The sequence below is a fragment of the Kitasatospora sp. NPDC127035 genome (genome assembly GCF_042726075.1).
In the GTDB taxonomy this organism is placed as follows: domain Bacteria; phylum Actinomycetota; class Actinomycetes; order Streptomycetales; family Streptomycetaceae; genus Kitasatospora.
In genome coordinates this window covers 24,109-46,135 of the sequence record NZ_JBHXDN010000028.1, presented here as the reverse complement: position 1 = coordinate 46,135, position 22,027 = coordinate 24,109, and the positions used below count along the sequence as shown (strand labels likewise).

At 75.2% G+C, this 22,027-nt stretch carries 18 protein-coding genes; all 18 read left to right on the top strand.

Translation table 11 applies throughout. From position 1 onward, the window contains the following. Positions 1 to 59: 59 nt before the first annotated feature. The 18 genes from ACFWIC_RS20405 (at position 60) to ACFWIC_RS20320 (ending at position 21,955) form a co-directional block, all read left to right on the top strand. Entirely contained in the window at positions 60 to 2,798 is a 2,739-nt protein-coding gene (locus tag ACFWIC_RS20405) for an FAD/NAD(P)-binding protein (protein WP_380519638.1), read from the top strand. Positions 2,799 to 3,713: 915 nt separating this feature from the next. Beyond that, positions 3,714 to 3,965: an acyl carrier protein gene (locus ACFWIC_RS20400; protein WP_329878415.1), complete on the top strand. Its 252-nt coding sequence runs from the start codon at positions 3,714 to 3,716 to the stop codon at positions 3,963 to 3,965. A gap of 24 nt (positions 3,966 to 3,989) precedes the next feature. After that, complete coding sequence (locus ACFWIC_RS20395; protein ID WP_380519637.1) at positions 3,990 to 5,648, top strand: AMP-binding protein; 1,659 nt, start codon at positions 3,990 to 3,992, stop codon at positions 5,646 to 5,648. Then, positions 5,635 to 6,936 carry an aminotransferase class I/II-fold pyridoxal phosphate-dependent enzyme gene (locus ACFWIC_RS20390; RefSeq protein ID WP_380519636.1) on the top strand — a complete coding sequence of 434 codons (1,302 nt, stop codon included), beginning with the start codon at positions 5,635 to 5,637 and terminating at the stop codon, positions 6,934 to 6,936. The genes ACFWIC_RS20395 and ACFWIC_RS20390 overlap by 14 nt, the downstream gene beginning before the upstream one ends. Before the next feature lie 8 nt (positions 6,937 to 6,944). Beyond that, entirely contained in the window at positions 6,945 to 7,286 is a 342-nt protein-coding gene (locus ACFWIC_RS20385; protein WP_380355223.1) for a phosphopantetheine-binding protein, read from the top strand. 3 nt (positions 7,287 to 7,289) lie between these two features. Beyond that, positions 7,290 to 8,474 carry a MupA/Atu3671 family FMN-dependent luciferase-like monooxygenase gene (locus tag ACFWIC_RS20380; protein ID WP_380519635.1) on the top strand — a complete coding sequence of 395 codons (1,185 nt, stop codon included), beginning with the start codon at positions 7,290 to 7,292 and terminating at the stop codon, positions 8,472 to 8,474. Positions 8,475 to 8,628: 154 nt separating this feature from the next. Then, the gene (gene mpaD / locus ACFWIC_RS20375; RefSeq protein WP_329950943.1) at positions 8,629 to 9,912 is read left to right on the top strand and encodes a daptide-type RiPP biosynthesis aminotransferase; all 1,284 of its coding nucleotides are present in this window, start codon (positions 8,629 to 8,631) and stop codon (positions 9,910 to 9,912) included. Continuing rightward, complete coding sequence (locus ACFWIC_RS20370; protein ID WP_380355228.1) at positions 9,909 to 11,123, top strand: cytochrome P450; 1,215 nt, start codon at positions 9,909 to 9,911, stop codon at positions 11,121 to 11,123. The genes mpaD and ACFWIC_RS20370 overlap by 4 nt, the downstream gene beginning before the upstream one ends. 41 nt (positions 11,124 to 11,164) lie before the next feature. Next, positions 11,165 to 12,286: an isopenicillin N synthase family dioxygenase gene (locus tag ACFWIC_RS20365; RefSeq protein WP_380519634.1), complete on the top strand. Its 1,122-nt coding sequence runs from the start codon at positions 11,165 to 11,167 to the stop codon at positions 12,284 to 12,286. Next, positions 12,283 to 13,299 (top strand): 3-oxoacyl-ACP synthase III family protein, encoded by a 1,017-nt coding sequence (locus ACFWIC_RS20360; RefSeq protein WP_380355234.1) that lies wholly within the window; start codon positions 12,283 to 12,285, stop codon positions 13,297 to 13,299. The genes ACFWIC_RS20365 and ACFWIC_RS20360 overlap by 4 nt, the downstream gene beginning before the upstream one ends. Before the next feature lie 108 nt (positions 13,300 to 13,407). Further along, a complete protein-coding gene (locus ACFWIC_RS20355; RefSeq protein WP_380519633.1) occupies positions 13,408 to 15,057 on the top strand; it encodes a carbamoyltransferase in 1,650 nt (549 codons plus the stop codon). Further along, positions 15,054 to 15,830, top strand: coding sequence for a sugar phosphate nucleotidyltransferase (locus ACFWIC_RS20350; protein WP_329950948.1), 777 nt, complete (start codon positions 15,054 to 15,056; stop codon positions 15,828 to 15,830). Before ACFWIC_RS20355 ends, ACFWIC_RS20350 begins: the two co-directional genes overlap by 4 nt. Then, a complete protein-coding gene (gene rfbG / locus ACFWIC_RS20345; RefSeq protein ID WP_329878438.1) occupies positions 15,806 to 16,942 on the top strand; it encodes a CDP-glucose 4,6-dehydratase in 1,137 nt (378 codons plus the stop codon). The genes ACFWIC_RS20350 and rfbG overlap by 25 nt, the downstream gene beginning before the upstream one ends. Next, positions 16,939 to 18,219 (top strand): glycosyltransferase family 4 protein, encoded by a 1,281-nt coding sequence (locus ACFWIC_RS20340; RefSeq protein WP_380355244.1) that lies wholly within the window; start codon positions 16,939 to 16,941, stop codon positions 18,217 to 18,219. The genes rfbG and ACFWIC_RS20340 overlap by 4 nt, the downstream gene beginning before the upstream one ends. After that, a complete protein-coding gene (locus ACFWIC_RS20335) occupies positions 18,212 to 19,330 on the top strand; it encodes a nicotinate-nucleotide--dimethylbenzimidazole phosphoribosyltransferase (protein WP_380519632.1) in 1,119 nt (372 codons plus the stop codon). Before ACFWIC_RS20340 ends, ACFWIC_RS20335 begins: the two co-directional genes overlap by 8 nt. Then, a complete protein-coding gene (locus ACFWIC_RS20330; RefSeq protein ID WP_380519631.1) occupies positions 19,327 to 20,007 on the top strand; it encodes an HAD family hydrolase in 681 nt (226 codons plus the stop codon). Before ACFWIC_RS20335 ends, ACFWIC_RS20330 begins: the two co-directional genes overlap by 4 nt. Then, positions 20,004 to 21,401, top strand: a complete 1,398-nt coding sequence (locus ACFWIC_RS20325) for a class I adenylate-forming enzyme family protein (RefSeq protein ID WP_380519630.1) — start codon at positions 20,004 to 20,006, stop codon at positions 21,399 to 21,401. Before ACFWIC_RS20330 ends, ACFWIC_RS20325 begins: the two co-directional genes overlap by 4 nt. After that, positions 21,398 to 21,955 carry a chorismate--pyruvate lyase family protein gene (locus ACFWIC_RS20320; protein ID WP_380519629.1) on the top strand — a complete coding sequence of 186 codons (558 nt, stop codon included), beginning with the start codon at positions 21,398 to 21,400 and terminating at the stop codon, positions 21,953 to 21,955. Before ACFWIC_RS20325 ends, ACFWIC_RS20320 begins: the two co-directional genes overlap by 4 nt. Positions 21,956 to 22,027 lie beyond the last annotated feature (72 nt).

Genomic DNA, 22,027 nt, shown 5'->3' with positions numbered 1-22,027 from the left:
CACTCCACTTCCATATAGTGCATCGAGTTAGTGGACAACATCGCTCGCTGGAGAAACCGATGTCCCTGCCGACACACCAGTCCCACCCGACCCGGCACACCGTGGCGGTCGTCGGGGCCGGCGCCGCCGGCGCGCTCGTGGCGATCCACCTGTGCGAGGCCGCCCTCCGCCGGAACACCCCCTTAACCCTCCTCCTCGTCGACCCCGCCCTCGCTCCCGGCTCGGGCTCGGCCCCGGGAGCGGGCACCGCGTACGCCACCCGGGACCGCCGACACCGGCTGAACGTCCCTGCGGGGGGAATGAGTTGCTACCCCGAGGACGACACCCACTTCGTCCGCTGGCTGGTCCGCCACGCGGACGCCCGCACCACCGCCGCCGACTTCGTCCCCCGCGGGCTCTTCGGCTCCTACCTCGCCGACGCCCTGACCGACGCCTCGGCCCGGGCCCGCGCCCTGGTCACGGTGCACCGGGTCGCGGCCACCGTGACCGGCCTCGCCCGGCAGCGCGGCCGGACGGCGCTCACCTTCGCCGACGGCGCCGAACTCACGGCCGACAGCTGCGTCCTGGCCACCGGTCCGCTCCGCTCGCGGCAGTCCTGGGCACCGCCCGGGCTCCGCGACTCCGCCCGGTTCGTCCCGGATCCCTGGGCGCCGGACGCCCTCGCCGGGCCGCTCGCGTCCGACGGCGACGTCCTGCTCGTCGGCACCGGGCTGACCGCCGTCGACGTGGCGCTCACCCTCGACCGTCCGGGCCGCACCCTCCACGCCGTGTCCCGCGGCGGCGACCTGCCCAGCCCGCACGCCGTGGCCCCCCTCGCCGCCGTCCCGCCTGCCGTGCCGCTGGACGGGCTCGCCCTCGCCGACCTGCGGCGTGCCGTCCAGCGGCACGTCCGCCGCACCGTCCGCACGCACGGGGACTGGCGGCCGGCCCTCGACGGTCTGCGCCCGCTGACCGCGCGGCTCTGGTCGGCCCTTTCCGTCGAGGAGCGCGCCGAGTTCCTCGCCCGCGACCGCTCCCGGTGGAACACCCGCCGGCACCGGATGGCACCCGCGACCGCAGAGGCCCTCGCCCGGCTCCGGGAGGCCGGCCGGTTCCGGCCCGCCGCCGGGCAGGTGGCAGCCGTCCGGGAGGACGAGCCCGGGGGCACCGGGCTCGTCGTCACCCTGGTCGACGGCCGCACCCTGCGGGTCCGCTGGGTGGTGGACTGTACCGGGCCGGCGACCGATCCGGCCCGCTCCCCCGACCCCCTGCACACCGGCCTCCTGGACGCCGGCCTCGCCCGCACCGGCCCACTGGGCATGGGGTACGCGACGGACCCGGACGGACGGCTCCTCGGCGCCGACGCCTCGGCGCCCGCGCCCCTGTGGACGCTCGGCGCCCACCGCCGCGGCGAACTCTGGGAGACCACGGCGGTACCCGAGATCCGGGCGCAGGCCGCGCGCATCGCGGACGTCCTGCTGACCCGGGCCGCCGCTCCCCGGACCCGCCCCGCAGGCGTCCGGCCCACGGACCCGATGGGGCTTCCGCTCAGCACCGACCCGGCGGCGGCCGAGGCCTACCGCACGGCCCTGGACCTCCTCATGGCGGTCCGGGCCGGCGCCGACGAGGCACTGCACCGGGCCCTCGAACTCGACCCGGGCTTCGCCCTCGCGCACGCCGCGCTGGCCGCGCTCGGCCATGAGGGCGGTGCCACCGCGGACGTCCCCCGCGCGCTCGCCGACGCCCGCAGCGCGGTCCGCGAGCGCGGCGACGAACGGGAACGCTCACTGGTCGAGGTCGTGGCCCACCGGGTCCGCGGCACCGGCGGGGACGCCGCGCTGCTGCGCCACCTCGCCGACCACCCCCGGGACGTGCTCGCACTCGGCATGGCCGTCCCCACCATCGCGTTCTCGGGCGTGACGGACCTTCAGGACTACGCGTACCGGCTGGTCGGGCGCATCGCTCCGGAGCACGACGGCCACTGGTTCCACACCTCGCTGCTCGCCTTCATCCGGCAGGAGCAGGGCGACTTCGCGGCCGCCGAACAGCTCGCCGACCGGGCCCTCGGCGTCGAACCGGCCGCCGGCCACGCCGTGCACGCCCTCACCCACGTCCACTACGAACGCGGGAACCACGAGGAGGGGCGCCGCTGGCTCGACGCGTGGATCGACCGCCACGGCCTGGGCACCGCGCACCACGCCCACTTCTCCTGGCACGCGGGCCTGCACGAACTGGCCCTCGACGACGCGTCCGCCGTCCGGGAGCGCTGGTACTCCCAGCTGTCGCCGTCCCGGGTGAACGGCGTCCGGGCTCTCGTCGACTCCGCCTCGTTCCTGTGGCGGGCCCGACTGGCCGACCGGTGGCACGGCGCGACGCCCGTCACCGCGGTGCTGGACTCGATCGGCCGCGAGTCCCTGGAACGGCCCGCGACGGCCTTCGTCGCCCTGCACAGCGCGATGGCTCTCGCGTCCGCGGGCGACCTGGTCGGGCTGCACCGCCTCCGGCGGCACGCGGCGTGGCACACCGACCCCGTGCAGCACGAGGTCATCGCGCCGCTCTGCGACGCCATGACGGCCGTCGTCGAGGAGCGCTGGGGCGACGCCGCGGACACGCTGACCGCCCTGCGGCCGACGCTGCGCCGGGCCGGCGGGAGCGCCGCCCAGCGCGAGGTGGTCGAGGAGACGCTGATCCACGCGCTGACCGCCGCCGGCCGCTACGCCGACGCGGAGCGGCTGCTGCGGACCCGACTTGACCGCCGCCCCTCCCCGCTCGACCGGCGCCGGGTCCGGTCGCTGCCCCGGCACCTCCCGACGGCCTGACCGCCGCGGGCCCGACCAGGGCCACCGGCCACCGGCCAGCGCCGATCGCCACCGGCCACCGGCCACCGGCCACCGCCGGCCTGTCCCCCGTGCCGACCTCACGCGCCCGGGGACAGGCCGGCGGTGGTCGTCAACCGGCCTCGGGTGCGGGGGATTTCACGGAACCCGGGCCGGTGTCGTCGCGGCACTTCCGGTGGCGTTTCCCCCACCGCGAACGGCATTCCGTGGGCGCCTCCGCACGACGGGACCGCGGTCCCCCCAATTCACCGCCGGTGAACGGGCGTCAGTAATTCCGCTCATCATCGTCACCCCCCGTGATCGCAATTCGGGTCGGCCTCCGACCGCGTCAAGAAGGGGCGTTCGGCGCCGAACCGGCTCGGAGCCTATGCGGCCGACCGCAAGATCGTCAACGGCCTTTCCGGGAGCCCGAATCCCGCGAATCGGACCAATGGGTGGAACCTTCGCAAGAGCGTGGACAGCGGGACAGCTTCCCAGGTCAGGAGGGCTGGGATAGGGTGCGGCCGACGGGCCGGTCCAGGGGGGCCGGAGCCCGTCGGGCCGCTGCGCCCAGGGGGTTCCGGGCCGCGCCACGTCTCCGCGCCACGCCTGATCCGACGTCATCCGGTCCGGTGCGGACCGGGATCGCCGATGCGCACCGACTGTCACTCCAGTCACATTCCGCAGGCCAGCGCTCTATGCCGTGTACCTGACATGCTTATACTGGCGCTGCCTCACCAAGGGACTGCTTCCACGCGCCCCGAGGTCCACCACCGCCGCCGCGGCATCCGGCCCGCGAGGCGGCAGCGCGCTCCCCCCACCCGTGTGCGGGGGACACCGACCGGTGGCCGTCCTCCGCACGGCCGCCCGGAGAATCTGCACGTCCGTTTCGTCGTGACGAAGTTTGGAGAAATCACCATGACCTCACGTCAGGAGATCACGGATTCCGTGGTACTTCGTCTTCGCCAGACCCTCCCCGCCCTCGGCGAGGACGGCGTGAACGAGGACAAGGACCTGCGCGACTACCCGGAGTTCGACTCGCTCGGAATTCTGGAGGTTCTGGTCTGGCTGGAGGGCGAATTCGCCGTCTCCATTCCCGACGAGGAACTGAGCGTGGACAACTTCAACACCATCGGGAAGATCGTCGACTACGTCGTCGCCCAGGGCTAGGGCTCTCGTCACCGGAGTCGGACGATGGAGATCTTCACCCTGCCGGACCTGCTCACGGTCCGCGCGGCGACCCATGGCGCCAACCCGGCCGTGAGCCGGCACGGCGACGTGCTGAGCTACCGCGAACTGCTGTCCCTGGCCGAGGGGTTCGCCGACGCCCTGGCCGCGAACGCGGTCGGGCCGGGCGACCGGGTCGCCGTCCTCCTGCCCAACTCGGTGCAGTGCCTCGGGTGGTTCTTCGGGGCACTGCGGCTGGGCGCGGTCGCGGTGGTCGTCAACGAGTCGCTGAAGCCGCAGCAGGCCGAGCACATCGTCCGGCACAGCGGTGCGGCCGTGGTGGTGACCGACCGGCGGCACCGCCCGCTGGTGGGCGACCTCGGCGTGCCCGTGCTCGACGCGGCGGACGCCGCCCCGCGCGGCGGCACCGGCGACCCGGCCAGGACACCCGGCACCGCCGCGGGGACCGTCGGCACGGGGACAGCCGGCGCGGGGACAGCCGGCGCGGGGGCGGGCCGCACGGGGCCGATCAGCGGGGACCTCGCCGCCCTGATCTACACCTCCGGCTCCACCGGCCGGCCCAAGGGCGTCATGGTCACCCACGCCAACCTGGTCGCGGGGGCCCGGATCGTCGCGACGTACCTGCGCCTCACGGAGGCGGACCGCACCCTCTCCCTCCTGCCGTGGAGCTTCGACGCCGGCCTCAACCAGGTGCTGGCGACGTTCTGGGCCGGTGGCACGCTGGTCATCGGCGGCCCGGCCTTCGCACCCAGGGTCTGCCGGGAGCTGGCCGCCGAGCGGATCACCGGCCTCGCCGGGGTTCCGCCGCTCTGGGAGCTGCTGGTCAACCGGCCGTCACCGTTCCTCGGCCTCGACCTGCCCGAACTGCGCTACGTCACCAACACCGGCGGCGCGCTGCGGGCCGACACCGTCGCCCGGATCAGGGACGCCCACCCCGGCACCGAGGTCTACCTGATGTACGGGCTCACCGAGGCGTTCCGCTCCACCTACCTGCCGCCCGACCTGGTCGACAGCCGCCCGGGGTCGATGGGCCGGGCGATCCCGGACACCGAGATCCTGGTGCTCGACGAGCACGGGCGCCGCTGCGCGCCCGGCCAGGTGGGCGAACTCGTCCACCGGGGGCCGACCGTCGCCGCGGGCTACTGGCGCGACCCGGACGCGACCGCGCGGGTGTTCCGGCCGTACCCGTTCGCCCCGGGCGGGGCGGTCGCGGAGCGGGTGGTCCACTCGGGCGACTACGTCCGCTGCGACGAGCAGGGGTTCCTCAGCTACCTCGGGCGGCGCGACGAGCAGTTCAAGTCCCGTGGCTTCCGGGTCAATCCGACCGAGATCGAGGCCGGACTGCTCGCCTCCGGCCTGCTCACGGAGGCGGTCGTCTTCGCGGACCGCCCCGGCCTGTCCGCCGACCCGGCCGACGGGACGGACGCCGATCCCGTCGTCGTCGCCGTCGTGGTGCCCGCCGACCCGGCCGGCTTCGCCCTCGACCTGCTGGAGGAGCACATCGCCGCACACCTGCCGCTCTACCAGCGGCCCGGTCGCCTCCGGGTGCTGCCGACGCTGCCCCGCACCTCCTCGGGCAAGGCGGACCGTGCCCGGGTCAAGGCCGAGTACGGCGCCCGGCCCGCCGCCGAGGCGCCGCAGGAGGCCGCCCGTGCGACCCGCTGACACCACGGCGTCGACCGGCGCCACGGCACCCACCGAGCCGACCGAGCCGATCGGCGTCACGGCACCCGCCGGGCCCGTCGGCGTCACGGGGCCCGCCGACGAGGAGGCCCGGCTCGCCGCTCCGCTGGAGCGGTTCGCCGCCCTGCACGCGGCGACGCTGCGCGGATCACGCGGCGGTGTCGTCGACCTCTCCTACCCCAACCCCCTGGTCCACCGCGACCCGCGCGGATTCGACCTGCTGCGCACGCTGACCGCCTCGGTCGGGCAGAGCGAGCTCCAGTACACGCCGTTCGGCGGCGGCACGCTCGCCCGGCGCCGAACGGCCGCCGCGCTCTCGCGACGGCTGGGCCTGCGGCTGGGTCACCGCGACCTCCTGCTGACCCCGGGCGCGACCGCCGCGCTGAATACCGCCCTGGCCGCCCTCTTCGAACCCGGGGAGGAGGTACTGGTCGTCACGCCGTGCTGGATGGACTACTTCCTCTACGCGCACCGGCTGGGCCTGCGGGCCCGCCCGGTGCCCTCGGGCGCCGGCAAGCGGCTGGACCTGACGGCGCTCGCCGCGGCGATCGGTCCCGACACTGCGGGCGTGATCATCAGTCAGCCGGTCTGCCCGACCGGGGTGCTGCACGAGGCGGACGAGCTGACCGGACTGGCGGGCACCCTGCGCGCCGCCGCCACCCGTTTCGGCCGCGCGCCCGTGCTGATCAGCGACGAGGTGCACCGCGACCAGAACTGGGGCGGGGCACCCTTCACCAGCCCGATGCAGGTGTACCCGGACACGGTCAGCGTGTACTCGTACGGCAAGGCGTGGTCCCTCCAGGGGCAGCGCACCGGCTACCTCGCCCTCGGGCCGGGCCTGCGCCGGCGGGAGGAGACGAGGGTGCGCGCCGAGCGGGCCCTGCGCTCGATGGGCCACTGCGCCCCGACCGCCCTGATGCAGCGGCTCGTGCTGGAGCTGGCCGATCTCGACCCCGACTGCGGGGACCTGCGCGCCGACCAGGTGCGGCTGCGCGCGCTGATGACCGACCTCGGCTACCGCGTGGTCGGCGGCGGGGCCACCGGCTTCCTGTACGCCGAGTGCCCGTACGGGCTGGGCGGCTGGGAGTTCGTGGAACTGCTCGCCGCGCACGGCCTGATCGCCATGCCGTCGGAGCTCTTCCACGAGGAGGGCCACTTCCGGGTGGCCCTCAACACGGGGCCGGACCGGTTCGAGGACATCGGGCGGCGGTTGCGCACGGCCTTCGAGGAGGCTCGCGAGCGGGGCCGGCCGCACACGAATTCCAGCTGAGCAGAAGGGTGGAGACCATGGAGAACACCATGTCCGGCATTTCGGCCGGCGGTGTCGCGGACATCACGGAAATCACGGGGACCGCGGCGATCGCGGAAATCCTGGAGCGTTTCGTCCGGACCGAGGGGCGGGTCGACGACGGTGACCCGGAATTCACCCGGCAGATCGACCTCTTCGATTCCGGATACCTGGATTCGCTGGGGACCCTGCACCTCATCCAGCACATCGAGGAGCGGTTCCGATTCGAGCTCGGCGACGACGCCCTCGGTGACCCGTCGTTCGGCAGCATCGACGGGATCAGCTCGATCGTCGCCGCCGCGCTGGCGGCGGCCGGCTCGCGGGAGCGCTGAGCGGTGGACCTCGGCCTCTTCTACTTCGCGGACGACGCCGCCGCCCCGGACACCGCGGCCCCGAACGCCGCCGCCCCGGACGGCACCGCCCCCCGCGGCGGCGTCACGGACCGCTACCGCCTGCTCCTGGAGGGCGCCCGGTTCGCGGACCGCGCCGGTTTCGCCGCCGTCTGGACGCCCGAACGGCACTTCCACCGCTTCGGCGGCCTCTACCCCAACCCCGCGGTCACCGGCGCCGCCATCGCCGCGTGCACCGAGCGGATCGCGATCCGCGCGGGCAGTGTCGTCGCCCCGCTGCACCACGTGCTGCGCATCGCCGAGGAGTGGGCGGTGGTGGACGGCCTGTCCGGCGGACGGGCCGGCCTCTCGCTGGCCTCCGGCTGGAACCCGGCCGACTTCGTCCTGCGCCCCGAGGGGTTCGAGGGGCGCGACCGCGCAGCGGTCGAGGCCGTCGAGACGCTGCGCCGGCTCTGGCGCGGCGAGCCGCTGCCGGCCGCCACCGCCGACGGGCCCGAGGGCCCGCGGATCTTCCCCCTGCCCGTCAACGGCCCGCTGCCGATGTGGCTGACCAGCGCGGGGAACCCCGGGACCTTCCGGGCCGCCGGACGCACGGGCGTCGGTGTGCTGACCCACCTGGCCAACCAGGACCTCGCCGAGCTCGCCCTGCGGACGGCCGAGTACCGGCACGAGTACGCCGCCGCCGGGCACCCGGGGCGGGGCAGGGTGGTGTTGATGGTCCACACCCTCCTGGGCGAGGACCAGGCCGAGGTCGAGGCGCGGGCCCGCGGGCCGCTGGAGGAGTACCTGGTCAGCGCCATGACCCTGTTCGGCCCCCAGGAGAGCGCCGGGTGGAGCCCGGCCCGCACCCGGGCCGTCGTCCGGCCCGCCCTGAGGCGCTACCTGCACCAGGGGTGCGGTCTGTTCGGGACGGTCGCCCGGGCCGAGGAGCTGGTCGAGGAGTACCGGCGGGCCGGTGTCGACGAGCTCGCCTGCCTGGTCGACTTCGGGGTGCCCGCGGCGGAGGTGCTGGACGGCCTGGAGCACCTCGCCGAGCTCGGCCGCCGGGTGGCCCGCCCGGCTCCCGGACGGGGCGCCACGGTCCCGGACGCCGGGCCGCGCCCCGCTCCGGGAGCGGTACCGGCGCATTCTTCGAGCCCGCCCCCGGAAAAGGCTGTTCAGAGCCCCTGATCTCTTGTACCGTACATGATCAACGGCATTGCGCCGACCCTTCTCGTGAATGCGCGAATTCTCCGGCCGGCGCCATCCACCCGGCCCCGCGGGATTGCGGCCGACAACCACGGGCGAAGACCTTCCTGACCACATCATCACGCCGGGGGAAAACGTGGGAACCGATTCTGCGCGCTATCCGCTGTGGGAGCTCCTGGAGCGCCCCAGCACATTCGGGAGGGCGTCCCACACGGCGGTCCGCGCCGAGGGCACCCGGGTGCTCTTCGCCGACGGGCAGTGGCGCCAGTGCGCCACCAGCGGCCTGTGGAACGTCAACCTCGGCTACGGCAACCCCCGGATCGCCGACGCCGTCCGGACCGCGTTGATCGAGACGTCGTACTTCTCGCTGTTCCGCGCCGGGCACGAGCCCGCCGTCGCCGCCTCCCGGGCCCTGCTCGACGTCTGCGGCCCCGAGCACTTCGGCCGGGTGCTCCACTCCACCTCGGGCAGCGCCGCCAACGACCTGACCATGAAGCTGGCGCGCCAGTACTGGTCGCTGCACCGGCAGTTCCGCCGCCGGGTCGTCGTCGGCCTCAAGGGCAGCTACCACGGCCTCACCTACGGCAGTCACGCCCTGACCGGCATGTCGCTCGGCCAGAGCTACTACAGCGTCGACCAGCGGCTCATCCGGCACGTCAGCCACGAGGACCCGGCCGAGCTGGAGGAGCTGCTTCGCACGGAGGGCGACAGCATCGCCGCCGTCGTGGTCGAGCCGGTCCTCGGCACCGGCGCGCTCCCGCTGCCCGACACCATGCTCGCCGCCCTCGCCCGGCTGCGCCGCGAGTACGGCTTCCTGCTGGTGGCCGACGAGGTCGCCACCGGGTTCGGCCGCACCGGCTCCTACTTCGCCTCGCAGAACTGGCCCGAGCCGCCCGACGTCCTGCTCGCCTCCAAGGGCCTCACCAACGGCACCTGCGCCGCCGCCGCGGTCGTCGTCTCGCACGCGATCTGCGACGTCTTCGACCGGGCCGACTCCGCCCTCACCCACGCCGAGACGCAGGCCGGGGCTCCCCCGACCTGCGCCGCGATGCTGGCGACCATCGACGAGATGGCACGCCTCGACGCGGTCGGCCGGGCCGGCCGGGTCTCCGCGAAGCTCGACGGCCTCCTCGCCGAACTGACCGCGCACCCGCTCGTCGCCGACGACAACGGCCTCGGCTGCTTCCGGGCCCTGCGGCTGAGTGCCGACGGCGCCGACCTGTCCGAGTCGGTCCTCGGCCGGGTCGTCGACGAGATCCGGCAGGCCGGCGCGCTGGTGTCGGCCGGCCCGAGCCGGATCCAGCTGGCCCCGGCCCTGGTGTACCGGGACGAGGACGTGGAGTCGCTGGCCGCGGCCCTGCGCACCGGTCTCGACCGGGCCGCCGAGTGGCTGCTCGCCCCGGCGGCGGGCCGCCCGTGACCGCCGAGACGATCGACGCCGCCACCGCCGTCGGCTGGTCCTTCCCCGTACCGCGCAGCGACCCCCGCGACCCGCCGGCCGCGTACCGCACCGCCGAGGGCGAGCCGGTCCGGCGGGTGCCGCTCAGCTACGGCGGCGAGGCCTGGCTGGTGACCGACTTCCGGACGGCCCGCGCCGTCCTCGCCGACCACCGGGGCTTCAGCTCGGACTCCACCCTGCCCGGCTACCCGGCCTTCCCGCTCTCCTCCAAGCGGCCGATCCCCGGCCACTTCCTGTCCATGGACCCGCCGCAGCACACCCGGCTGCGGCAGCTGGTCGCGGCGGAGTTCAGCGGCTCCCGGGTCAGGGCGATGCGCCCCGCCCTGACCGCCTCCGCCGACGAGCTGATCGACCGGATGGTCGCGGCCGGCGGCCCGCAGGACCTCGTCACCTCGCTCGCCGTCCCGCTGCCCGCCCTCAGCGCCTCGCAGATGCTGGGCACCCCGCTCGCCGACCGGGACTTCTTCCTGGACTGCACCCGGGACCTGCAGACGCACGACGCCACGGCGGTGCAGCGCGTCCTGGCGGCCGGGAGGATGAACCAGTACCTGGAGCGGCTCTTCACCGCCAAGCGGACCGGCTCCGACGACGACCTGTTCAGCCGTCTCGCGCGGAGCCTCGACGACGGCGACCTGACCATGACCGAGCTGGTCAACCTGGCCAACCTGATCGTCGTCGCGGGCCTGGAGACCACCGCCGGGCTGTTCTCGCTGACCATGCTGTCGCTTCTCGGCGACCCCCGCCAGGCCGAGCTGGTCCGGGCGGACCCGGAACGCCGGGCCGGACACGCGGTCGCCGAGGCGCTGCGCTACTGGACCCTCGTGCAGCACGGCGTCGCCCGGGTCGCCCTGCGCGACACCGAACTCGGCGGGCGCACGGTCCGCGCCGGGGACGGCGTGGTGGTCCACCTGGCCACCGCCAACCGGGACCCCGCCGTGTTCGAGGAGCCCGACCGCTTCGACCTGACCCGTACGGTGCGCAGCCAGCTGGCCTTCGGGCACGGCATCCACCGCTGCCTCGGGAGCGCGCTCGCCCAGACCCAGACCGAGCTGGCCGTGGCCGCCCTGCTGCGCCGCCTGCCCGGTCTGCGGCTCGCCGAACCGCAGGCCGAGCCGCCGTTCCTGGCGGAGATGCTCATCTACGGTCTGCGGTCGCTGCACGTCACCTGGTGACCCGTCACCGGAAGTCACCATCGCTAGGAGGGGGAGGCCCGATGCCCGGCACACCGACCACACCGACCGCACCACCGGCACCGACCGCACCACCGGCACCGGCACCGGCACCGAACGCACCCGTCGCACCCGTCGCACCCGTCGCGCCGGACGCGCCGGACGCGCCCGCCGCGCAGTCCGCGCCCGGCGAGGGCGGCGACGGCACCACCCTGCTGCACGGCTACGTGCCCGTCATCGACCTGGGGCTCGACGCGCCGCCGGACGCGCGACGCCGGGCCGGCGTGGCCGAGGCCGTCCGCAAGGCGTGCGAGACCAGCGGCTTCCTCGTCGTGGTCGGCCACGGGGTGCCCGAAGCGACCGTCGCCGCGCTGTACGAGGCGGCCGGCGCGTTCTTCCGCGGGCCCGCCGAGGTGCGCGACGGCGCCGCCAACGACCCCGACGACCCGCTCCAGCACGGCTACGGCGCCAACGACCGGCTGCACCTGTTCGGCGGGAGCCTGCTCGGCGAGCGGACCGGGAACCGCTTCCCCGGGCTGGACAGCCCCAACCGCTGGCCCGACCAGCCGGGCTTCCGGGACGCGTTCCTGGAGTACTACCGCGCCGCGACCGTCCTGTCGGCGGAGCTGATGCGGCTGTTCGCCCTCGGGCTGGGCCTTCCCGAGACCTGGTTCGACGACAAGTTCGAGCGGCACATGACCCCGATGATGGTCAACTACTACCCGCCCCGCACCGGCGTCGCCCACGACAAGCTGCGCAACAGCCCGCACACCGACTTCGGCAGTCTCACCGTCCTCTACCAGGACGAGGCGCCCGGCGGCCTCCAGGTGCGCGACCAGGAGGGCCGGTGGCTGGACGTACCGCCGCTGCCCGGCTCCTTCGTCGTCAACCTCGGCCGGCTGATGACCCGGTGGACCAACGACCGCTGGGCGAGCACCGTGCACCGGGTGGTCAACCCGCCGAAGGAGCAGGAGCACCTCGACCGGATCTCCATCGCCTTCTTCTACCAGGCGGACCCGGAGACCGAGATCGCCTGCATCCCCACCTGCACCACGCCCGACGACCCGCCGCACCACCCGCCGGTCCGCTCCGGCGACTACTTCCTGTCGAAGTCCCGGCGGGCGTACGTCCTGCGCAGCATGGGCCGGCTGGACGCGGCGCCGTGACCTACGGGATCAGCGCCGTCGACTACGCGCTCGGTGAACCCTGCGACGTCGCCGAGCAGGCACCCCGCTACACCCGCGACCTCAAGCGGGTGGAGGACTGGGGCTACCGCCGGTTCCACCGCGCGCCGGACGGCGTCGGGCTGACCGACCTGGCCGCGCAGGCGGGCCGACGGGCGCTCGACCGCGCCGGGATCGCGGCGGACGAGGTCGACCTGGTGGTGCTGGCGATGGCGGACATCCCCGAGTACCTCTACTGGGACCCGGCCGCGGCGACCCAGGCCAAACTGGGCACCCGCCGCGCGGAGGCCCTGCTGGTCAACCAGGCGTGCAGCAGCGGCGTCAGCGGATTCGACGCCGCCGCGGGCAAGTTCGCCACCCACCCCGGTTACCGGACCGCCCTGCTGATCACCGTCAACCGGGTCTGCGAGGCGTACTGGAACCGGATGGAGTCCAGCACGGCGATCACCTCGGACGGCGCGGTGGCGGCGGTGCTGCGGCGCGACGAGGAGCGGTGCCGCTGGCTGGCGACCGAGATCATCACCGACGGGACGTTCGCCGACGTCGCGTACCTGCCCGGCGGCGGTGCGGCCCGGCCGGTCACCGCCGAATCCCCGGACCCCGGCGCCGTCGGCAACCCGGTGACGCTGATGGAGGAGTTCCTCGGCCACGACCTGCGGGCGAAGATCCGCTTCATGCGGCGGACGAGGACCAACGGCCTGGCCGTCCTGGAGGCCGCCTGCCGCCGGGTGCCCGTCCCGGTGGGGGAGGTCCGGCACGTCCTGCACATGAACGGCACCGCGGACGGCCTGGCGGAGGCGGCGCGCGACTACGGCGTGCCGCTGGAGAACACCAACGCGGCCATCGCCCTCGACCACGGCCACTTCGGCTGCGCCGACCAACTGCTCGCGCTCGGCAAGAAGCTGGAGGCCGGCGAGCTCCCGCGGGGCGGGATCGTCGCCCTCACCAGCACCGGGAACGGCATGCACTGGGCCTGCACGCTGCTGCGGGTCTGACGAGCGGCCGGCGTCCGGCGGACACGCGTCCGCCGGCCGTCCGACGACCGTCCGACGAACCTCCGCCGAGCCATCCGGGCCCGACAAGCAAGAAGGAGAACAACCCCCGTGCGAATACTCGGACTCGGAGGGTCCCACCACGACTTCGGCGCCTGCCTGGTCGAGGACGGTCGCGTCGTCTCCGCCGTCGAGGAGGAACGCCTCGTCCGGAAGAAGATCGCGTTCGGCCTCGGACCGCGCCTGCAGCAGTGCCGGGCCGGCGACTACGTCCTCGCCGAGGGCGGCCTCGGTCCGCAGGACGTGGACCTGATCGTCGCCAACGACTTCGTCAACCCGGTCTACACGCTGCGCCACCGCGACCGGATCGAATGGATCGGCCACCACCTCTCCCACGCCGCCAGCACCTTCTACACCTCGCCCTTCCAGGAGGCGGCGGTCCTGGTGATGGACGGCCGCGGCTCCACCGTCGAGCGCGACGGCGAGCAGCACGGCGAGACCGTCACCTTCTACCGGGGCGACGCCGACGGACTCACCCCCGTACGCAGCCTGACCGGCCGGGTCGCGGCCGCCGAGCACCGGCTCGACGACACGTACGAGAACTCCATCGGCTGGATGTACGAGGCCGTGTCCAAGGAGATCGGCTTCCGCACCGTCGGCGGCATGGGCGCGCCCGGCAAGACCATGGGCCTCGCCCCGTACGGCACCCCGCGCCACGTCGAGGCGCTCGCCGCGCTGTACGACCTGCACGACGGGACCTTCCGCCAGTCGCTGGCCCAGCAGGACGCGGTGCGCGCCCTCGTCGCCGGCGAGCTGGCGAAGGCCGCCGACGAGGAGGCCGCGGACGCGGTCCGCGCGGACTTCGCGTACGCCGTGCAGGCCAACACCGAGCGGATCGTCGTCGAACTCGCCCGCTGGCTGCACCGGGAGACCGGCGCCACGGACCTCTGCCTGGCCGGCGGGGTCGCCCTCAACAGCGTCGCCAACTACCTGATCCTGCGGGACACCCCGTTCGAGCGGCTGCACATCGTGCCGGCCGCGGGCGACGGCGGCACCGCGATCGGCGCGGCCCTGTACGGGCACCACGTGCTCGGCGGGCACCCGTGGGCCCCCTCCCCCGAGCTGTTCTCCCCCTACCTGGGCCGGCTGCACACCGAGGCCGAGATCGAGGCGGCCGTCGCCGCCCAGGGCGGGCGGCTGCGGGTGGAGCGCCCCGACGACCTGTACGCGACGGTGGCCCGCGAACTGGCGGACGGCGCCGTCGTCGGCTGGTTCCAGGGCCGCTCCGAGATCGGGCCGCGCGCGCTGGGCAACCGCAGCATCCTCGCCGACCCGCGCGACCCCGGCATGAAGGACCGCATCAACGCCAAGGTCAAGCACCGGGAGGCGTTCCGGCCGTTCGCCCCGGTGGTCCTGGAGAACCGGCAGACCGAGTACTTCGACACCGCCGTCCCCGCCCACTACATGCTGCTCGTCCCGCAGGTGCGGGAGGACCGGCGGGCGGACATCCCCTCGGTCACGCACGTCGACGGCTCGGCGCGGCTGCAGACCGCGACGCCCGCGCTCAACCCCGAACTGTGCGCGCTGATCACCGCCTTCGACCGGATCACCGGGGTGCCGGTGCTGCTCAACACGTCCTTCAACGACAACGAGGAGCCCATCGTGGAGTCGCCCGAGGACGCGGTGCGCTGCTTCCTCACCACCGAGCTGGACGTGCTGGTCCTGCACGGCCTGGTCGTCCGCAAGGCGGACGGCACGTGACCGGGCGCCCCACCGTCGTCCTGCTCTGCGGCGGCCTCGGCCTGCGCCAGCGCAGCGACGGCGACGACCTCGCCAAGCCGCTGCGCCCGCTCCCGGACGGCCGGGCGCTGATCCTCCACGTGCTCGACTACTACCGCTCGTTCGGCCTGGACGACTTCGTGCTGTGCACCGGCTACGGCGCGCGGGCGATGGAGCGGCTGCTGCTCGACGCGTTCCCGGTCTCCCCGGCGGACGTCGAGACCGGCCCCGGCCTGGTCCGCTTCTCCGCCGGCGGCACCCGGATCACCCTCGTCGACAACGGCCCGTCCGCCGAGAAGTCCGTCCGCCTGCTGGCGGCGGCCCCGCTGCTGCGGCCCGGCACGTTCCTGCTCGGCTACGGCGACGTGCTCTCCGACTTCGACCTGCACCGGCTCCTCGCGCACCACCGGGAGAGCGGCAGCGCCGTCACCATGACCGCCACCCGGGTGCGCTCCCGGTACGGCGAGATCGTGGTCGGCGCCGGCATGTCGGTCACCGCGTTCGTCGAGAAGCCGCTGCAGCCCGCGCTGATCTCGGCCGGCTACTTCGCCTGCTCGCCCCGCCTGCTCACCACCCTCTCGCCCGAACTCGGCCTGGAGGAGGACGTGTTGCCGATGCTGGCCGAGGCCGGCGAGGTCGACGCGGTGGTGCACGACGGGCGGTGGCTGCCGTTCGACACCTACAAGGACTTCGTCGACGCCGAGGCGCTGGCGCAGGAGGAGGGACTCCCATGGCCGACCCCGGTCCGGGCCTGAACCGGACCGCGCCGCACTGGCGCGGCCGGCAGGTCCTCGTCACCGGCCACAGCGGCTTCGTCGGCTCGTGGCTCACCACCGCCCTGCTCCGGCTCGGCGCCGACGTCACCGGCTTCGCGGCCGACGGCGACGAGCGGACGAGGGCCCGCAGCACCGGCCTCGCCGGGCTCGGCGCACGCACCGTCGTCGGCGACGTCCGCGACCTCGACGCCGTGCACCGCACCATGGCCGCGCGGCCGTTCGACGTGGTGTTCCACCTGGCGGCCCAGCCGCTCGTGAGCGCCGGCCTCGCCGACCCGCACACCACCCTCGGCACGAACATCACCGGCTCCCTCAACGTGCTGGAGGCCGTCCGCCGGTGCGCGCCCGGGGTGCTCGTCCACGTCACCTCGGACAAGTGCTACCGCAACCGGAACTGGCCGTGGCCCTACCGGGAGATCGACGAACTCGGCGGCGGCTGCCCGTACAGCGTCTCCAAGGCCGGCGCGGAGCTGGTCTTCGAGGCGTACGCGACGCTGCTGCGCGACACCGGCGCACCCACCCGGGGCGCCTCCGTCCGCTTCGGGAACATCATCGGCGGCGGCGACTTCGCCGTCGACCGCCTGGTGCCCGACCTGCTGGCCGCGCTCGACGCGGGCCGCCCGGTACGGCTGCGCCGCCCCGGTGCCGTCCGCCCCTGGCAGCACGTGCTGGACGTCGTCCGCGGGCTGCTCCTGCTCGCCGACCGGCTGGCCGACGGCACGGTCGCCACCGGCGAGGTCCTCAACTTCGCGCCGCCCGGCGACGGTGCGACCGTCCTCGACCTCGCCCGCGCCCTCGACGCGGCCTGGGTGGCCACCGGCGGCCGGCCCGCCGAGCTGTCCGCCGACCCCGGGACCCGCTTCACGGAGGACGAACTCCTGCGCCTGGACGGCCGCAAGGCCGCCGAGCTGCTCGGCTGGCGCCACCGCTACGACCTCGGGGCCTCGGCCGCCGCCGTCGTCGCCTGGCACCGGGCCGTCCGCGCGGGCACCCCACCCGCCGAGGAGACCGCGGCCCAGGTCGAGGACTTCCTGCGCGACTCCTCCGACACCCACCAGCAGACCGACGGACAGGCAGGCGAGCAGCAGTGAGCAGCGCACGACGGGCAGTCGTCTTCTCCCGGGAGTACCCGCCGACCACCGTCGGCGGCACCAGCACCGTCGCCCGCAACCTCGCCGTCGGCCTGGTCGCGGAGGGCTGGCAGGTCTCCGTCGTCACCTCCCGCCCCGGCGCCGTCGACGACCTGCGCGAGCAGGTCGACGGCGTGAGCGTCCACCGCGTCGGCACCGACGTGGTCTACAACTCCGGCAGCGGGCTCGCCGACGACAGCCTGCGCGTCCACCGGCGCTTCCACACCGCCGCGCAGCGGCTCGCCGAGGAGGACGGGGCTCCCGAACTGGTCGCCCTGCCCGACCTGTTCTGCTACCCGGAGGCGGCGATGTTCGCCCGCAGGCACGGCGTGCCGCTGGTCAACGTCCTGCTCCAGGACTTCCGTGCCATCACCCCGTACGACCGGGACAAGCACCGTGTCACCAGCGGGGTCACCGCCGACCGGGCGCACCTGGTGGAGCTGGAACGCAAGTCCGTCCTCGGCAGCGACCACACCGTCTTCATCAGCCGGGCGCTGTCCGACGCGGTGACGGGCTACTACCCGGAGAACACCGCACCGCACTCGGTGATCCACCTCGGTGTCGACCCCGACGAGATCCGGGCGGTCGAAGAGGACCCGCAGTGGCGGCGGCGGCGCGACGCCCTGGCCATCGGCGCCGAGCCGCTGCTGGTCGCCTGCGGCCGGCTCGTCCCGGTCAAGGGCTTCGCCCAGCTGCTCACCGCGCTCGACCTGCTCGGCGCGGTCCGGCGGCCGGACGGCACCGCCGTCCGGCCGCACCTCGCGCTGGTCGGTGTCGGCCCGGAGGAGCAGCCGCTGCGCGAACTCGCCGGCCGGCTGGGCCTCACGGACCGGGTGACGTTCCTCGGCGACGTCCCCCGGCAGGAGGCGCTCGGCTGGATGTCCGTCGCCGACGTCGCCGTGGTGCCCAGCCTCTGGGAGTCGTTCTGCTACGTCTGCGCGGAGATGATGGCGTTCGGCCGCCCGGTCGTCGCCACCGCCGTGGACTCGCTGCGCGAGCTCGTGCCCGGCCCGGAGTTCGGCTACCCCGTCCCGGTCGAAGGCCCCTCGGGCGCCCGGGTCCTCGACCCCGCGGTCCTCGCCGACGCCCTGCGCCGGGCCTTCGCGGACCCGGAAGAGGCCGCCCGGCGCGGCGCCGCGGCCCGCGCCCGCGTCGACGAGCACTTCACCAACCGGCGCTTCGCCCGGCGGGTCTCCGACCTCGGACGCGAGCTGGCGGAACGGCGGGCCGATGGCTGACGGCGGGCCGACGGCCGGGCCCTCCGTCGCCACCGGGGCCGGGCGCGGGGCCTCCGCCGCCGGGGCCGACCGCGAGCGGATCGACGCCCTCTGCGCCTCCGTCACCGCCCCCGACCGCCACAGCGCCCGGCTCGCGCAGGTCCGCCAGCTCGCCCTCGCCCGCCCGTCCGGCAGCCTGGGCCGGCTCGACACCCTCGTCCAGCGGGTCGCCGGCATCCGCCGTACGGCCTCGCCCGGCCCGCTGGACACCGTCGTCAGCGTGCTGGCCGGTGACCACGGCGTGGCCGCACACGGCACCTCCCGCTTCCGACCCGGCGTCACCGGCCGGGTGCTGCGCCTCATCGACAGCGGGCAGGCGCCCGTCAACATCCTGGCCGACCGCCTTCCCGCCCGCGTGGAGACGGCCGACTTCGGCCTGGTCGACCCGGTCGGCGACCAGCGTTACAAGATCGCTCCCGGCACGGCCGACATCTCCGTCCGGGACGCCATGACCGCGGATCTGGCCGTCCGCGCGATCGCGGCCGGAGCCCGCTTCGCCGAGGAACGTCTCGGCGGAGCGGGCCTGGTCGCGATCGGTGAGATCGGCGTGGGGAACACCACCGCCGCCACCGCCCTCGCCGCCCGGCTGCTCGGCCGGACCGCCACCGAACTGACCGGCCTCGGCTCGGGCGTCCCGCAGGACACCGTCCGGCAGAAGGCCGCCCTCGTCGGCCTGGCGCTCGACCGGACCGCCCACCTGCCGGACGACCCGCTCACGGTGCTCGCCGCGCTCGGCGGCTACGAGATCGCCGGCAACACCGGCATCGTCCTCGCGGCGGCGGCCCGCCGGCAGGTCGTCCTCGTCGACGGCGCCATCACGGCGGTCGCGGCCCTGCTCGCCGTCCGCCTCTGCCCGGCGGTGGCGGGGTACCTGATCGCCGCCCACGAATCCACCGAGCCCTCGCACCGGCACGTCCTGGAGGCGCTCGGCCAGCCCCCGCTCCTCCGCCTGGAGATGCGCCTCGGCATGGCCTCCGGCGCCGCTCTCGCGGCCGGCCTGGTCAACGCCGCCCTCGCCGTCGCCGAGCTCACGCCCGGCGCCGCCGTCGCCGGCCTGGCGGAGGCCCAGTGACCGGCCCCACCGCGCCGCCCGCCCAGCCGGCCCCCACCCGCGCGGCCCCGGCACGGCGCGTACGCGGGGTGGTCTTCGACCTCGACGGGACACTGGCCGACTCCTGGTCCCTGCACCTGCGCTGCCTGCGGCGGAGCGCGGCCGCGGTCGGGTCCGACCGACCGAGCGGCGCGCGGCTCGCCGCCGCCCAGCGGCCGACGGACCTGGAGACGCTCGCGGCGCTGGTGCCCGCGGAGCTGCTGGCCGGGGCCGCCCGGGCGTACGACCTCGCGCTGCGGGAGGAGTTGGCGGGCGCCGCGTCGCCCGTACCGCCGATGCCCGGCGCGCGGGAGCTGGTCGGCCTGCTGCGCGCGGAGGGGCTGGTGCTGGGGATCTGCACGGGCCGCTCCCGCGCTCACGCCCGGCTGCTGCTCGACGCGTGCGGCCTTGCGCTCGACCTGACCGTGGCCCGGGAGGACGCGGCCCGCCCCAAACCGGCCGCGGACGGCCTGCTGCTCGCCCTGCGGCGGCTCGGCCTGGCACCCGAGGAAGCGGTGTACGTCGGCGACAGCCCCGCCGACGCCCGGCAGGGGGCGGCGGCCGGGGTCGCCGCGACCTTCGTCCTGGGCCCGCCCGGTCCCGGCCGGATCGCCGCACTGAACGATCTCCCCGCAGCACTCCGAGAGGCCCGGTCATGACCAGCATCGTCCACGCGGTTCGCGACAACGGCGCACCGCCCGACGCCACCGCCCTGGTCGCGAACGGCCGGGCGTGGACCTACCGCGAGCTGCTGGCCGCCGCCGAACGGGTCGCCGCCGCCCTCGCCCGCCGGGACGTCCCCGGGGAGGGCGTGGTGGCGCAGCTGTCGGACCCGGCGGCGACGGCCGCCCTGGTGCTGGGCTGCGACCTGGCCGGGGTGCCGCTGGTGCACCGGGACGCCGCGACTCCCGGCAGCGTCGCAGGCCCGGTCGCCCGGGACACCGAGGCCGGCCCCGACGGCGGCACCGTCCTGTGCGGGGAACCCCCGCTGCGCCTCACCGGGGAGGGCCGCTCGGACCTGCCGGACGGTGTGCCGGCGGGCGCCCACGTCTTCCTGACCTCCGGCTCCACCGGCGCACCGACCGGGATCGTCCGCACGGCCGCCGCCGTACTGGCGGACGCGCGCCGGGTCGGCTGCTTCCTCGGCTACGGGCCGGACGCCCCCGTGGCGGTGGCGGCGCCGCTCTTCCACGCGTACGGGTTCAACTACGGGCTGGTCGCGCCGCTGGTGCTGGGCGCCCCCGTCCGGTTCTGCCCCGTCAGGTCGGTCCCCTCGCGGCTGCTGGCGGCGGTGCGGGACCACGGCGCGCGGACGCTCGTCGCCCTGCCCTTCCACTACGCGCTGCTGGCGCAGGCCGCCGCCGCGTCCGACGACACGGCCACGCCCCCCGGCCTGGAGGTCGCGGTGTCGGCGGGCGCGCCCCTGGGACCGGGAGTGGCCGCCGCCGTCGCCGAACGGTTCACCTTCCGGCTGCACAACTGCTACGGCTCCTCGGAGGCGGGCGCGGTCACGCTCGCCCCGGTCTCCGGCGGCGAGGCCGAGGGCTGGATCGGTGCGCCGCTGCCGGGGGTGGCGGCCGAGGTCGTACCGCCTGACGACGACCAGGGTCGGGGCGAACTCCTGCTGGCAACAAGCTCGTTGGCCTTCGGCCGGATCGGCCCGGCGGGCCTGGTCCCGCTCGATGTCGACGGGCGGGGCCGCTACCGCACCGGCGACCTCGCCCTCCCGCCGGCCCCGGACGGCGCCCTCCGGCTGGCCGGCCGCATCGGAAGCCTGATCAACGTGGCGGGCAAGAAGGTCGCCCCCGCCGAGATCGAACGGGTCCTGGCCGGGCACCCGGCGGTGGCCGACGTCCAGGTGTCGGCCGCCCCGGACCGCGCGCACGGACAGGTGCCGGTGGCCGAGGTCGTCCTGCGCGCCCCGGCGCCCGACCTGGTGCCGTGGTGCCGCGAGCGGTTGGCGCCCCACCAGGTGCCCCGGCGGATCACCGAGGTCCGGTCGATCCCCCGCTCGGCCACCGGAAAGCCGATCCGCCGCGAGGTCGCCCCGTGAACCCCTCCGCCTCCGTGGCCGACCCGCACGCCTCCCCGCGGGCATCCCCGCACGCCGCCCCGCACGCCTCTGCGCCGGAGCCGGGACGGCTCGGCCTGGTCGGCCGGCTGATCCTCGCGTGCGACGGCACGGTCACGCCCCTGGTCGAGCAGGTCGTGGGAGAGCGCATCGTGACCGCCGGGCTGGCCCACGCGCCGGAGCCGGCGGACGAGGAGGCCGCACGCCTGCTGGCGGTGCCGGTCGGGCTGACGCTGCTGTCGCGCACCACCGAGCTGGTCGGCGCCCGGTCCGGGCTGGTGCACGTGAGGGCCCGGACCCTCATGGTGGTGGAGGCGCTGCCCGCGCCGCTGCGGGCGGACCTGCTGGGCGGGGACGAACCGATCGGGCGGCTGCTGCGCCGGCACCGGGTGGAGTCGTTCCGCGAGATCGTCTCCTCGACGGCGCCCGCGGCCCAGGGGGGCGGCGCCCGGCGGTACCGGGTGGTGACGGGAGGGACCCCGGCGATGCTGATCGACGAGGTCTTCTCCGCACGGTGCCTCGGCGAACCGGTCTGACCGGCCTGACCGGCCTGACCGACCTGACCGGCCTGATCGGCGGCACGACGGGCCCGTGCCCACCGACCGGAC

What these genes read in the sequence shown, in the direction of transcription:
- ACFWIC_RS20400 (WP_329878415.1), top strand. Translation starts at nt 3,714, where the DNA reads ATGACCTCACGTCAGGAGATCACGGATTCCGTGGTACTTCGTCTTCGC.
- rfbG (WP_329878438.1), top strand. Translation starts at nt 15,806, where the DNA reads ATGGCCGACCCCGGTCCGGGCCTGAACCGGACCGCGCCGCACTGGCGC.
- ACFWIC_RS20365 (WP_380519634.1), top strand. Translation starts at nt 11,165, where the DNA reads ATGCCCGGCACACCGACCACACCGACCGCACCACCGGCACCGACCGCA.
- ACFWIC_RS20325 (WP_380519630.1), top strand. Translation starts at nt 20,004, where the DNA reads ATGACCAGCATCGTCCACGCGGTTCGCGACAACGGCGCACCGCCCGAC.
- ACFWIC_RS20395 (WP_380519637.1), top strand. Translation starts at nt 3,990, where the DNA reads ATGGAGATCTTCACCCTGCCGGACCTGCTCACGGTCCGCGCGGCGACC.
- ACFWIC_RS20405 (WP_380519638.1), top strand. Translation starts at nt 60, where the DNA reads ATGTCCCTGCCGACACACCAGTCCCACCCGACCCGGCACACCGTGGCG.
- ACFWIC_RS20335 (WP_380519632.1), top strand. Translation starts at nt 18,212, where the DNA reads ATGGCTGACGGCGGGCCGACGGCCGGGCCCTCCGTCGCCACCGGGGCC.